A 13,240-nucleotide genomic window follows, 5' to 3' on the forward strand; every position below is an offset into this window, starting at 1 on the left:
AATCTTTATCTGCTCATGAAAACTCTAACCCTGAACTAATGGGAGAAATGTTACGCTAAACCGGAAGAATAAAAGAGTTGGAGAGCAGAAGAAAGTAGAGAGAGGGGAGTGGCAAAAGCGATGCTGGATGTGTATATGGTGGCGGCTTTGGCCGGGTTATTCGTTTTATTTTACACATTTGTACTGTGGTGCGGGAAGGCTGTTGATGATAAAGGAGGAACCGGGCAATGACGGTGGTCATTATAGCAACCTTGTTATTGTTTCTGTATTTGATTTACGCCTTGATTAATCCGGAGAAATTCTAAGTCAGCTTTTACATTTAAGGAGGAGCATCCGTGGGTATAGTGCAAATCATTGCTGTCATTGCCATACTACTGCTGCTGGTTAAGCCAGTAGGAACTTATTTATATCATGTATTCTCAAATGAACCGAACCGGACAGACCGGATATTCGGTGGTTTTGAACGGGGGATCTTCAAGCTAAGCGGGCTGAACAACCGCAAGGGAATGTCCTGGAAGAGGTATGCCATCAGCTTTCTGGCAACCAACATCGTACTGGTCGCCTTCAGCTATTTGTTCCTTCGCCTGCAAGGCGCATTGCCGCTTAATCCGAATGGAACCGGCAAGATGGAACAGACACTTTCGTTCAATACGGTAATCAGCTTCATGACCAACACTAACTTGCAGCATTACAGCGGTGAGACCGGCCTATCATATTTCTCGCAAATGGCGGTCATCACCATGATGATGTTCACTTCGGCAGCGAGCGGATTTTCTGTAGCCGTAGCTTTTGTGAGAGGCATTACCGGCAGGGATAGCGTGGGGAACTTCTTCGAAGACTTCGTGAAGGCGATCACCCGTGTATTCCTCCCGCTTGCGCTGCTGATTACACTAGTGCTTGTGGCGCTGCAGGTTCCGCAGACACTAAAGCCTACTCTTCAGGTAACAACGCTGGAAGGAGCTTCACAGCAGATCGCAATCGGACCTGTAGCCTCACTGGAATCGATCAAGCATCTGGGAACGAACGGCGGCGGATTTTTCGGGGCGAACTCTGCGCATCCTTTTGAGAACCCGTCGCCGCTGACCAACATCATTGAAATCCTGTCGATGTGGACGCTGCCGGCAGCCTTGCCTTATATGTACGGACTGTTCGCCAAAAACAAACGCCAGGGCTGGATGATCTTCAGCGCCATGATGACCTTGTTCGTGCTGCTGCTGGGGCTGAACTATTATGCCGAAACCCAGGGGAATCCGGCGATTAATGCGATGGGAATCAATGCTTCGCAGGGCAGTATGGAAGGCAAGGAGGTTCGCTTCGGCATCCCGCAGAGTGCCTTGTTCACCACTGTGACAACCGCGGCGACAACGGGTTCCGTTAACAATATGCATGACACTCTCACACCGCTCGGCGGCATTACTCCGCTGGCCCTGATGATGCTGAACAACGTGTTCGGAGGCAAAGGCGTCGGTCTGGTCAACATGCTGATGTATGCCATTCTGGGGGTTTTCCTCTGCGGGCTTATGGTTGGCAGAACGCCGGAATTCCTGGGACGGAAGATTGAAGCACGGGAAATGAAGCTGATTGCGATCGCCATTCTGATTCATCCCTTGATTATTCTGGCACCGACTGCCGGAGCCTTCCTGACCGAGCTGGGTAAAGGCGCTATTTCGAATCCGGGCTTTCACGGGTTGACACAGGTGTTATATGAATATACCTCCTCTGCCGCTAATAACGGCTCGGGTTTTGAAGGGCTGGCGGACAACACTTCGTTCTGGAATATTACCACCGGGATCGTAATGCTGCTGGGACGGTATGTCTCCATTATTGCGATGCTCGCGGTTGCCGGCTCCATGATCCGCAAGAAGCCGGTTCCTGAAACGATTGGCACCTTCCGCACAGACAACGGCTTGTTTACCGGTATTCTGATCGGTACGGTGCTGATCATCGGCGCGCTGACCTTTCTGCCGGTCGTTGTCCTCGGTCCGATTGCCGAATATTTGACCTTACGTTAGGAAGAGGGAGAACACAATGAGTACTGTACCAAGAAAAAAGCTGCTGACAGGTCCTATCATACAAAGTGCGGTCAAGGACAGCTTCTTGAAGCTGAACCCGATGACCTTAATGAAGAACCCGGTCATGTTCGTCGTTGAGATTGGAACCTTTATTGTGCTGCTGATGGTCCTTGCGCCTGAGTATTTCAATGCCGAAGATTCCATAGGCTTCAATATTACGGTGTTCTTCATCCTGCTGGTTACCGTCCTGTTCGCCAACTTCGCGGAAGCGCTGGCGGAAGGCCGGGGGAAAGCGCAGGCCGATACGCTTAAGAAAACGAAACAGGATATTTCCGCAAACAAGCTGGTGGGCGGAGCCATCAAAACTGTTGCCTCTTCCGAGCTGCGCAAGGGTGATGTTGTTGTCGTCAGCCAGGGTGAATTGATTCCCGGCGACGGTGAGGTCATTGAAGGACTGGCTTCCGTAGATGAATCAGCGATTACCGGGGAATCGGCTCCCGTTATTAAAGAGGCGGGCGGAGATTTCAACTCGGTCACAGGCGGCACAAGGGTTGTCAGTGATGAGATTAAAGTGCGGATTACAAGTGATCCAGGTGAGTCCTTCCTCGACCGGATGATCTCACTAGTCGAAGGGGCTAAACGGCAGAAGACGCCGAATGAAATTGCGCTGAGCACACTTTTAATCAGCTTGACGATTATCTTTCTGATTGTGGTTGTCACTCTGCGTCCGATTGCATCTTATCTGAATGTTGACCTGGAAATCCCGGTTCTGATCGCGCTGCTGGTCTGTCTGATCCCAACGACAATCGGCGGTCTGCTGTCAGCCATCGGTATTGCGGGCATGGACAGGGTGACTCAGTTCAACGTGCTTGCCATGTCAGGAAAAGCGGTTGAGGCCGCTGGAGACATCAATACGATGATTCTCGATAAAACAGGCACAATCACCTACGGCAACCGTATGGCAAGCGAATTTGTTCCTGTGGGCAAGGAAAGTGCAGAAGAACTGGCTGTGTGGGCGGCAATCAGCTCCCTGAAGGATGAGACGCCTGAAGGCCGTTCCGTCATTGAACTTGTCAAAAAGCAAGGACACAGCTACGATTCCGCACTGGAAGGACAGTTCATTGAATTCCGCGCCGAAACGCGGATGAGCGGATTGGACTTGAAGGACGGCCGCATGGTGCGCAAAGGAGCTGTAGACTCCATTAAACGCTGGGTATCTTCGCAGGGAGGGCTGATCCCGGACAACCTGGATAAATGCTCTAACGAGATCGCCGGTAAAGGGGGGACCCCGCTTGCCGTGGCAGTAGACAACCGGATTTACGGGCTTATTTATTTGAAGGACACGGTTAAGCCGGGGATGAAGGAACGGTTCGACGAACTGCGCAAAATGGGTATCAAGACCATTATGTGTACCGGTGACAACCCGCTTACTGCCGCGACAATAGCCGCCGAAGCCGGGGTGGACGGATTTATTGCCGAAAGCACGCCGGAGAATAAAATCGAGGTTATCCGCCGTGAACAGGCCGAGGGCAAGCTGGTAGCTATGACAGGCGACGGCACGAACGATGCGCCCGCACTGGCACAGGCGGATGTGGGTCTTGCGATGAACAGCGGCACATCGGCCGCCAAGGAAGCTGCCAATATGGTCGATTTGGACTCCGACCCATCTAAGATTATCGAGGTTGTGGCTATCGGTAAGCAGCTCCTGATGACCCGTGGCGCCCTGACGACCTTCAGTATTGCGAATGATATTGCCAAATATTTTGCCATCATTCCCGCGATGTTCACGCTCGCTATTCCGGAGATGAATGTGCTGAACGTAATGGGGCTGGGGTCGCCAAGCTCTGCGATTATCTCGGCGCTGATCTTTAACGCCATTATCATCCCGCTGCTTATTCCGCTGGCGATGAAAGGTGTATCCTATAAGCCAATGAGCTCTACCAAGCTGCTGCGCCGGAATATTTTCATCTATGGGCTGGGAGGAATTCTGGTTCCGTTTGTGGGCATTAAGCTGATTGATCTGCTGGTCAGTATTTGGATTTGACGGATAGACATAAGGGTGAGAGAGAGGATGAAGTAAAGAATGGGAACTATCAATTCAGAACCAGTTGAACAGGAACAGGAGTCAAAAGGTTCTTATTGGATAAGTATAGTTAGGCTAAGCGTAGTGTTCATTGTACTCTGCGGAATTGTATATCCGCTGGCTTCCACGGCCATTGCCCAGGTGCTCATGCCTTCCCAGGCAAACGGCAGCCTGCTGAAGAACAGCGAGGGCCAGGTGGTTGGCTCTGGACTAATCGGACAGAACTTTACGAATCCGGCGTTGTTCCACGGGCGCGTATCCAGCATTGATTACAAGGCAGAGGCTTCGGGGTCGAACAACTATGGACCATCGAATCCTGATATGCTGCAGCGCACACGCGATTCAATCGCCCAGTGGAAGCAGGATAACCCTGATGTTCCAGTGAATCAACTGCCGGTTGATCTGGTGACGAATTCAGGCTCGGGCCTGGACCCGGATATCACCCCGGCTTCCGCCACTGTACAGATTCCCAGAATCAGCAAACTGACAGGAATTTCGGAGGATAAACTGGAAGCATTAGTGAAGAAATATACCACAGGCCGCGATCTCGGATTATTTGGCGAGGAACGGGTCAATGTGCTGAAGCTGAATATGGCTTTAATGGAAATGTCGGCGAAATAGCCGGCTGTACCCTGTCCGAAGCGGACAGGGTAGTTTTCATTTGAGATTTCAAGCATGAGCGGCGAGAACGCAGGGTAATCGCTTACGGAATGAACCGCGAGATTGGATGAAGTGGAAAAAGGAAACCTAATTTGTGAATTTCACCGACTTTTTGGTGATTAGATGGAAAAAGTAGACTTAATTCTCTCCATTTCCATCCAAACAATGATTTTACAAGGAAATAAGTGGTGTTTTTCCCACTAAACATCCAGGGGGAGGTCACTCAGCGGAATGAAGTGGAGAAATTCCACCTCAGTTATTTATTCCTGATTAAAAAAATCTGTAAGCTATTGCCCTGGGCGAGAACGGAAGGGGTTGACCTATTTATGGCTCCATACAAACGTAAAACACCGGAAGAAATTTTGGATTCCATTTACCAGTTGCACAGGGGTAGGCTAAAAATTATTATCGGTTCCGTCAGCGGATCTGGTAAAACGTACCATATGCTGGAGGAAGGCAAGCTCCTGAAGCAGCAGGGTATAGATGTTGTAATCAGCGCCGTCTCAACCATGCAGCGGGCGGAAACTGTTCAACAGCTTGTGAATCTGGAGCGTGTCCCCAGCCTTCATTGGGTGAAGGACGGCAAGGAGCAGAAGGATCTTCCTTTGGAAGCTCTGCTGCAGCGCAACCCTGAGGTTCTGCTGGTGGACGGTCTGGCACACCGCAACCGGAAGGGGGCGCGGTTTAAGACCCGCCTGGAGGATATCCGTTATTTAATGGACAATGGCATCAGTGTGATCACGACGATTAATGTATATGAGCTGGCAGGTATGGCCGAGATCATTCATCAAAAAACCGGTATCCGCGCCGAAGAAACCGTACCGCTCAACACGCTGGAGCTGGCGGATGAGGTGCGGCTGATCGACGTGTCTCCCGAGACGGTTCTTAAAAGAATCGAGGAGGGGGTGCTCGGCGGTGATGCCCATCCGGCGCTATCCCGCCGGGGGAATCTCGGCGTGCTTCGCGAGCTGTCACTTCGGCTGGTAGCGGAAGGCGTCAATGAAACGCTGGAGAAGCATCGGGAGGAGCAAGGTCTTATCGGGCCTTCCGGCGCAAGCGAACGGATACTTGTCTCCACGCAATACCACTGGAACGGTTCACTGTATGTGAGAAGAGGCCAGCAAATTGCGAAGCGGCTTAACGGCGATCTCATGGTCGTGACGTTCGTCCTCCCCAAGCGTAAGCTTACGAAGGAGCAGCAAAGCTTCAAGCGCTCCATTACGAAGCTGGTAGAGCGGGTGGAGGCCAGGTTTGAAGAGCTGCCTCTGGCAAATTTGCGCCTGCTTCCTCCCGTATTGGTGCGTTATGCCATTCAAAACAACGTAACCCGGATCGTTATGGGGCATTCCAAAAAAAGCCGCTGGCAGGAAAAATGGCAGGGCTCTATCGCAAACCGGGTCCTGCGGAGAACAAGGAATATTGATGTGTTCCTGATGGCTGACCGGGCGGAGCAGGATGGGGAACGGATATTGCCGATTAGACCCCAGTCTAAGGAAACAGAGGAGCCTTTTCACCGTTTGACCCAACAAGAGATGGAGCAGAGGATTGAGGGAATCCACCGGGGAACCTTCAAGGTCTATATCGGTGCGGCTCCCGGCGTAGGGAAAACCTACAAAATGCTGCAGGAAGGCAATCTGCTGCTGAACAGGGGCATTGATGTCGTCATTGGCCTGCTGGAAACTCACGGCAGAAAGGAAACCCAGAAGCAAATCGGCGGATTGACCATGATTCCGCGGGCCAAAGTTCTCTATCAGTCCACACAACTGGAGGAGATGGACACCGATGCGATTATTGCCCGCCATCCTGAGGTTGTGCTGGTGGATGAACTCGCACATACCAACGTACCCGGAAGCCAGTCCAAAAAACGTTATGAGGATGTCATGCGCCTGCTCGAAAACGGGATTTCTGTAATTACAACGGTGAATGTGCAGCACCTGGAAAGCTTGAACGATGCAGTGGCACAGCTAACCGGTGTGCGTGTCCGGGAAACGGTGCCGGATGCGATTCTGAAGATGGCCGGCGAGGTGGAGCTGATAGATGTCACGCCTCAAATGCTGCAGGAACGGATGCGGGAAGGGAAGATTTATGCGAGCGAAAAGGTGAATCAGGCGCTTGAATCCTTTTTCAAGATCGGGAATCTGATTGCGCTGCGCGAGCTGGCCCTTCGTGAAATTGCCGATGATGTAGATGAACGGCTGGAAGCCTGGGATCGCGATAATTCCCTGCGGGGGCCCTGGAGCAGACGGGAGGTGATCTTTGTCTGTGTGGACCTCAGACCACGGGCGGAACGGCTGATTCGCCGCGGCTTCCGCATTGCACACCGGCTGAAGGCAGACTGGTACGTACATTATGTACACTGCGGAGGGGTACGCACGCCCGAGGAGCAGAAACGCCTCGATGCACTGCGTCATTTGACAGAACGGCTTGGCGGGAAGATGGAGGTCGCACAGGCAGCCGGCAGCACAAGCGTCCATCAGCACCTGCTGACAAGGATGAATGAAGTGCAGACAACACAGCTAATCATCGGATATTCGCGTAAACCTCTCTGGCGCAGTCTTTTCAAAGAAAGCTTCGTCCATTATCTGCTCCGGCATGCCCGGCATATGGATATGCTGATCGTGGCGGATTTTGATCCTGAGGCTGCAGCTCCAGAGCCGGTAAGGTGATTCTCAGGAGCACGGCGGAACTTACCTGTGGCACGGTCTTTGTGTTTCAGGTAGAGCTCCGCTCAATGAGTCTGTATTCCAGGGAATGAAGCTCAAGGCCGGACTGGGCCAGTCTATTTTGAATCAGAATAAACGCATTTTCCGCTTGCAGGTCTACCGGAGAGTGAATGGTTGTCAGATCGAGCAAATGAGCCACTTCGGTATTGTCAAAACCCATAATGCCCACATCTCCGGGAACCGCAAATCCTCTTCTCCGAAGCTCCGTAACAACCCCGGCAGCGACTTCATCGTTGGAACAGAATATGGCATCCGGCCTGTCCGTCTGGGCGATCCACCATCCGGCGAGCTCTTCACCGTCCTGAATGGAGGTCTTGTCCTGAAACTGCGGGAACCCGTGATCCGGCATATCGTATTTTGCCACAAAATCGGTGTATGCCCGCTTGCGTTCCTTCGTATTGAGACCCTTGGACATGGCGTAGATGCTGAGTATTTTGCGGTAGCCCTTGGAATAGAGATGTTCGATGCCGAGCATGTAGGCCTGATACTGGTCCATAAAGACAGAAGGGATTTTCTCGCTTTGCAAGCGTTGCCAGGTCACAATTGGACCGTATTTCGTGTAGGCTTCAATCACTTCCCAATCATTAGCCCGCAGCACGCATACCAGTGCATCCAACTGTTTGCTCCGCAGCATTTCAAGCGCAACAAGCTCCTTCTCCAAATCTCCGTTTGTCATGAACAGGGTGATATTGAACCCGTATTGCTGAGCAATCTCCGTGAATGCGCGAATGAAATTAAGCAGCAGCGGGCTGAGTGAAACCGCAATGATCCCGATTAACCGGGTGGAGCCCTTCTTTAAGGATCTTGCATTGGCATTGGGTACATAATCAAGCTGTGAAATAATCTCAAGAACTCTAGCCCGGATCGAACCGCTAACATATGGGTGCCCGTTAAGTACACGCGAGACTGTAGTGGTTGATACGCCCGCCAGACGGGCGATTTCCTGAATATTTGCCATATAGAGCCACCTCATGGACAAGCATATCACAAAATATCCTTTGACCTGTAATGCATTCCACAGTTTACACTGTTCTTGCAGCATACATTAAGCCTCAAAAGGAGACTGAATGCCAATGACTCAGGAACGCAGAAAAATTGTTTTTATAGATATTGATGGAACACTTGTCGGAGATGACGGAAACGTGCCTGAATCCGCACAAATCGCCTGTAAAAAAGCGCGGGAGAACGGCCATCTGCTGTACCTGTGCACAGGCCGCTCGAAGGCGGAAATCTATGAGGAGATTTGGAGCATCGGCTTCGATGGCCTAATTGGAGCAGGAGGGGGCTACGTCGAGTCCGGCAGCGAGACTCTTTATCATAAAAAGGTTAAGCCTGAGGATGTCCGCCATATGGTGGATTTCTTCGATGCGCAGGGCGTGGATTTCTACCTGGAATCCAATTCAGCCCTATATGGAAGCAGGAACCTGAAGGCGCACCTGGAACGCAGGATTTACGGAGATGTTGAAAATGACCCTGCGGCCAAGGAGCAAATGCAGCTTTCACCGCATCCCTTCATTACCGGCATCACTTACGGGGAGACGGACATGTATAAGGAGGATGTCAACAAGGTTTGTTTTCTGGAAAGCAGTCTGTCTTTCGAGCAGGTAAAGCAGGAATTCCACGGCAAATTTGAGGCCATTCAGTGTACAATCCCGCTCTTTGGCGAGGACAGCGGAGAGCTGATGATTCCAGGTATTCATAAGGCAGTTGCTATTGCTGATTTGCTTGAGCATCTGAATTTTCCCAGGGAAGACAGCATAGCCATTGGAGATGGCATGAACGATGCTGAGATGCTTGAGTATTGCGCCATAGGTATTGCTATGGGCAATGCGAAGCCGGCCCTGAAGGAACTCGCAGATGATATTACAGGCAACATCGAGGAAGACGGGCTTTATCAGAGCTTTGTAAAATACGGCTTGATCTCCGGTTGATAACGGAAGTGTACTCCTCCGAAATGAGTATTCTCTTGACATCCGCCTTATAATGTAACCATAATAGTTACAGGATGGCTTTTAATAAAAGCGGATTACAAAGGAGTTATTTCTGTGAATCAAAATAATCTTAATCTTATTTATGTGTGGGATGCTTATTGCGGCTGGTGTTACGGGTTCTCAAAGACCCTGAGGGCTTTCCGGGAAAAACATCCTGAGCTGCCTTTGATCATTCTGTCTGGCGGACTTTTTACGGGAGAACGTAAGCAGCCGATCAGCGCTTACCCGCACATTGCTGAAGCGAACAACCGGATCAGCCAGCTTACGGGTGCGGAATTTGGCGCTGGATATCAGAGCTTGCTTGAAGATGATGCCTTTATTCTGGACTCAGAAGCAGCGGCAATTGGTTTTGCTGCCTTACGATCCTTTGCACCGGAACGTGCAGTATACCTGGCTTCAGCTATGCAGCATGCGTTTTACTTCGAGGGCAAAAGTCTCAGCGACACCGAAACCTATCGGGAGCTTGCGGTTGCCTTTGACCTAGACCCTGAAGCTGTAACGGCACGATTGAAGACTTCTGCTGCCGCTGAAGAAGCTGCCAAGGATTTCATTACCGCCCAGCAGATTGGTGTGCAGAGTTATCCGACCCTGCTTCTGCAGAAGGATGGGGAATATATTCGTCTCGGTGGAGGAACGATGACCCTAGAGAAGCTTGAGCTGCAGCTTTCTGCAATTATTGCCTGATGTTTTTTAGAAAAACAGTTCAAGTCAGCACCTTATCTCCGGTGTTGGCTTTTTCTATATCCGAGACGCGGGTATACTGAAGGCACACTATGGCGTTTGATGCAGGAAAGGAAATGTACGTATGAAGAAGGTCATCGTAATCGGAGCAGGAATTCTTGGGGCATCGACAGCCTATCAGTTAGCAACAATGGGGGCGGATGTCCTGGTAGTAGACCGTAAAGATAAAGGACAAGCAACCGCCGCCGCTGCCGGCATCATTTGTCCTTGGCTGTCCCAGCGGCGCAACCAGGCTTGGTACCGCCTCGCCAAAGCCGGCGCCCGTTATTACCCTGAATTAATTGCACAGCTTCATGGCGAAGGTGAAACAGAAACCGGCTATGCTCAGGTGGGAGCCCTTAGCATTCATCCTGACCCGGAGAAAATCACCCGGATGGAAGAACGCGCACAGATACGAAAAGCGGATGCACCGGAAATCGGTGAAATTACACAGCTGGGCGAATCACAATCCCGTGAGCGTTTTCCCCTGCTGGCAGAAGGGTATCCCGCTGTTCATATCAGCGGAGCCGCCCGTGTAGACGGCCGTGCGCTGCGCGACGCGCTCATCCGTTCAGCACAGCGTAATGGGGCCGTCTTTGTAAACGGGGATGCTTCACTTGAGTATCGCGCAAACCGTGTAACGGGAGTAATTGTCGGAGCGCGTACCTTTGCAGCTGACCTTGTTATTGTATGTGCGGGGGCGTGGGCTAGTCCACTGCTGGAGCCTTTGGGTATTCATTTTGAAGTTCGTTATCAAAAAGCGCAAATCGTCCATTTAGAGCTTCCCGACCCGCAAGATACAGGTAACTGGCCGGTCGTTATCCCGCCTAATGATCAGTACCTGCTTACTTTTGAAGGGCAAAAGATCGTCCTTGGATCAACGCATGAAAATGAGATTGAAGGCTACGATACAAGGGTCACCGCAGGTGGAATTCACGAAATTCTGAATAAGGGGCTAGACCTGGCGCCTGGTCTAGCAAACAGCACTTTTCAGGAGGTGCGGGTTGGTTTCCGCCCCTTTACGCCCGGTTTTCTGCCCGTGATTGGAGCAATTCCCGGTTGGGGAGGCCTTATTGCGGCCAACGGACTCGGTGCGTCCGGTTTGACATTGGGGCCCTATTTAGGCAATCAGCTTGCCAAGCTGGCTCTGGGTATGGCTTTGGATATCGACATCAGTGATTATGATATCCGCAAGGCGATGAATCAAGGCTGATCCTTGCAAAATTCAGCCAGTAAAGGAGGATTAAGAATGGGACATGAAGCACCTAATCTTGAACTGGACGCATACCGGGCAAAAATCCGTGTAGATCAACCGTACCCGGCAATTGCAGACGAGCGGTTAACCGAACAGCAATACCTGGAAAGCATAGAGGCAGCAGCCAAGCTGCTTCTTGAAGACCCGGAATGTTATATGGAAGGTATTCATTCAGCATCAAATGACCAGAAGAGGGCCTACATCAAGGCGGCTCTGACCATTAAGACCCCGGGCGCAGCCACTGCGAAGCTCAATCCATATATGGATGTAATCCTGCAATATGAACAGCAGTTCAAGACGATTACCAAAGCTTCGGATCTAACACCAGTGTCGAAACAATCCCGCTTTATGAACCAAAATCCCGCTCCAGAAATATACCTATGGCTGGGAGATATTACCGAGCTTGAAGCCGACGCTATCGTGAACGCTGCTAACAGCAGGCTGCTGGGCTGCTTCCAGCCTTTTCATGCCTGCATTGACAATGCCATTCATGCAGCCTCCGGCCCGCAGCTTCGTGAGGACTGCAATGTCATCATGGAGCTGCAGGGTCATGCCGAACCGGCAGGTCTTGCTAAAATAACAAGAGCATACAACCTGCCATCCAGGTTTGTGTTGCATACCGTTGGCCCCATCATTGCGGCTGGACAAGCGGTCACAGGGCAGCAGAAATCTTTGCTGGCTAGTTGTTATACCTCCTGCTTGGAGCTTGCGGCTCAGGTTGATTCCATCCGTTCAGTTGCTTTTTGCGGAATATCTACCGGAGTGTTCGGTTATCCCAAAAAGGAAGCGGCCATCGTAGCCGTAAACGCAGTGCAGGCTTGGCTACAACAGCATCCTGGACGTTTTGGGCAGATCATTTTTAATGTGTTCAGCGACGAGGACCGCGAAATCTACGAATCAGTATTGGAGGACAACTAGATGAAGCATATAGATCAGCAATCAATCCGAAGAGCGAAATCGGCTGTCGATCAGGCGGAATATATTATGATAGGAGGCGGGGCTGGCTTATCCGCTGCTGCCGGAATCGAATACAGCGGGGAAAGATTCACCTCGAATTTCAAGCCCTTCATTGAAAAGTACGGTTTAACGGACATGTACTCTTCCGGCTTTTATCCATTCAAGACCCAGGAAGAACGATGGGCCTATTGGGCCAGACATATCAGCCTTAACCGGTATGAAGCGACCAGCACCAAGTTATATACCGATTTGCATCAGTGGGTGCAGAACCATAATTACTTTGTCATCACAACCAATGTGGACAGCCAGTTTGAGAAGGCAGGTTTTCCGCAGAATAAAATTTTTGAAATTCAAGGCAACTATGGCTTTTTACAGTGTGCTGCAGCTTGTCATGATAAATTGTACAATAATGAAGCTTTGGTCAAGGAAATGCTTGAGCAAACTGCTAATTGCCGGATTCCCTCTGAACTTGTTCCCAAATGCCCGGTGTGCGGCGGAGAGATGAATCCGCACCTTAGAATTAATCAATATTTCGTTCAGGACGGGAAGTGGTATGATAGAAATGATTCCTATAACGAATTTCTGTGTGCGGCAGACGGAAAGAAAACTGTGTATTTGGAACTAGGGGTGGGTTATAATACACCGGGCATTATTCGTTATCCCTTTGAAAAGCTTACGTACCGCAATGAGCATGCGACTTTAATCCGCTTGAACAAACATAATCCCGAAGGCATGGAAGGAAATGAGGACAAGACCATCTCATTTACAGAAGACATGCAGGAGGTAATAACAGCATTGCTTAATTGAAGCATATACATTTCTAGCATTGGATATATTAG

Annotated in this window: 11 protein-coding genes; 10 read left to right on the forward strand and 1 reads right to left on the reverse strand. The window is 50.7% G+C overall.

What is annotated here, in order from left to right:
* Positions 1-227 precede the first annotated feature (227 nt).
* The 5 genes from kdpF (at position 228) to AC0LWN_RS02190 (ending at position 7,421) form a co-directional block, all read left to right on the forward strand.
* Positions 228-305 (forward strand): K(+)-transporting ATPase subunit F, encoded by a 78-nt coding sequence (kdpF, locus tag AC0LWN_RS02170; protein ID WP_474663558.1) that lies wholly within the window; start codon positions 228-230, stop codon positions 303-305.
* 30 nt (positions 306-335) lie between these two features.
* Positions 336-2,012, forward strand: a complete 1,677-nt coding sequence (gene kdpA, locus AC0LWN_RS02175) for a potassium-transporting ATPase subunit KdpA (protein ID WP_474663001.1) — start codon at positions 336-338, stop codon at positions 2,010-2,012.
* Between the two features lie 16 nt (positions 2,013-2,028).
* On the forward strand, positions 2,029-4,056 hold the full coding sequence (kdpB, locus tag AC0LWN_RS02180; RefSeq protein ID WP_474663002.1) for a potassium-transporting ATPase subunit KdpB: 2,028 nt from the start codon (positions 2,029-2,031) through the stop codon (positions 4,054-4,056).
* A 39-nt stretch (positions 4,057-4,095) separates the two neighbouring features.
* The gene (gene kdpC, locus AC0LWN_RS02185) at positions 4,096-4,716 is read left to right on the forward strand and encodes a potassium-transporting ATPase subunit KdpC (RefSeq protein ID WP_474663003.1); all 621 of its coding nucleotides are present in this window, start codon (positions 4,096-4,098) and stop codon (positions 4,714-4,716) included.
* A 365-nt stretch (positions 4,717-5,081) separates the two neighbouring features.
* Positions 5,082-7,421, forward strand: a complete 2,340-nt coding sequence (locus tag AC0LWN_RS02190; protein WP_474663004.1) for a histidine kinase — start codon at positions 5,082-5,084, stop codon at positions 7,419-7,421.
* A gap of 46 nt (positions 7,422-7,467) precedes the next feature.
* Here AC0LWN_RS02190 and AC0LWN_RS02195 read toward each other — a convergent pair whose 3' ends face one another.
* Positions 7,468-8,436, reverse strand: a complete 969-nt coding sequence (locus AC0LWN_RS02195; RefSeq protein WP_474663005.1) for a LacI family DNA-binding transcriptional regulator — start codon at positions 8,434-8,436, stop codon at positions 7,468-7,470.
* A gap of 115 nt (positions 8,437-8,551) precedes the next feature.
* On the opposite strand from AC0LWN_RS02195, the gene AC0LWN_RS02200 reads away from it, so the two are divergent.
* From AC0LWN_RS02200 to AC0LWN_RS02220, 5 genes are all read left to right on the forward strand, one after another.
* On the forward strand, positions 8,552-9,409 hold the full coding sequence (locus tag AC0LWN_RS02200) for a Cof-type HAD-IIB family hydrolase (protein ID WP_474663006.1): 858 nt from the start codon (positions 8,552-8,554) through the stop codon (positions 9,407-9,409).
* A gap of 114 nt (positions 9,410-9,523) precedes the next feature.
* Entirely contained in the window at positions 9,524-10,153 is a 630-nt protein-coding gene (locus tag AC0LWN_RS02205; RefSeq protein WP_474663007.1) for a DsbA family protein, read from the forward strand.
* A 121-nt stretch (positions 10,154-10,274) separates the two neighbouring features.
* Positions 10,275-11,402 carry an NAD(P)/FAD-dependent oxidoreductase gene (locus AC0LWN_RS02210; protein ID WP_474663008.1) on the forward strand — a complete coding sequence of 376 codons (1,128 nt, stop codon included), beginning with the start codon at positions 10,275-10,277 and terminating at the stop codon, positions 11,400-11,402.
* A 36-nt stretch (positions 11,403-11,438) separates the two neighbouring features.
* The gene (locus AC0LWN_RS02215; protein ID WP_474663009.1) at positions 11,439-12,362 is read left to right on the forward strand and encodes a protein-ADP-ribose hydrolase; all 924 of its coding nucleotides are present in this window, start codon (positions 11,439-11,441) and stop codon (positions 12,360-12,362) included.
* Positions 12,363-13,208, forward strand: coding sequence for a Sir2 family NAD-dependent protein deacetylase (locus AC0LWN_RS02220; protein WP_474663010.1), 846 nt, complete (start codon positions 12,363-12,365; stop codon positions 13,206-13,208).
* Positions 13,209-13,240: the final 32 nt, after the last annotated feature.

The organism is Paenibacillus sp. sgz302115 (assembly GCF_056120445.1).

Coding starts and splice junctions, on each gene's coding strand:
- kdpC (WP_474663003.1), top strand. CDS start 4,096: ATGGGAACTATCAATTCAGAACCAGTTGAACAGGAACAGGAGTCAAAA.
- kdpB (WP_474663002.1), top strand. CDS start 2,029: ATGAGTACTGTACCAAGAAAAAAGCTGCTGACAGGTCCTATCATACAA.
- AC0LWN_RS02215 (WP_474663009.1), top strand. CDS start 11,439: ATGGGACATGAAGCACCTAATCTTGAACTGGACGCATACCGGGCAAAA.
- AC0LWN_RS02220 (WP_474663010.1), top strand. CDS start 12,363: ATGAAGCATATAGATCAGCAATCAATCCGAAGAGCGAAATCGGCTGTC.
- kdpF (WP_474663558.1), top strand. CDS start 228: ATGACGGTGGTCATTATAGCAACCTTGTTATTGTTTCTGTATTTGATT.
- AC0LWN_RS02200 (WP_474663006.1), top strand. CDS start 8,552: ATGACTCAGGAACGCAGAAAAATTGTTTTTATAGATATTGATGGAACA.
- AC0LWN_RS02190 (WP_474663004.1), top strand. CDS start 5,082: ATGGCTCCATACAAACGTAAAACACCGGAAGAAATTTTGGATTCCATT.
- AC0LWN_RS02195 (WP_474663005.1), bottom strand. CDS start 8,436: ATGGCAAATATTCAGGAAATCGCCCGTCTGGCGGGCGTATCAACCACT.
- AC0LWN_RS02210 (WP_474663008.1), top strand. CDS start 10,275: ATGAAGAAGGTCATCGTAATCGGAGCAGGAATTCTTGGGGCATCGACA.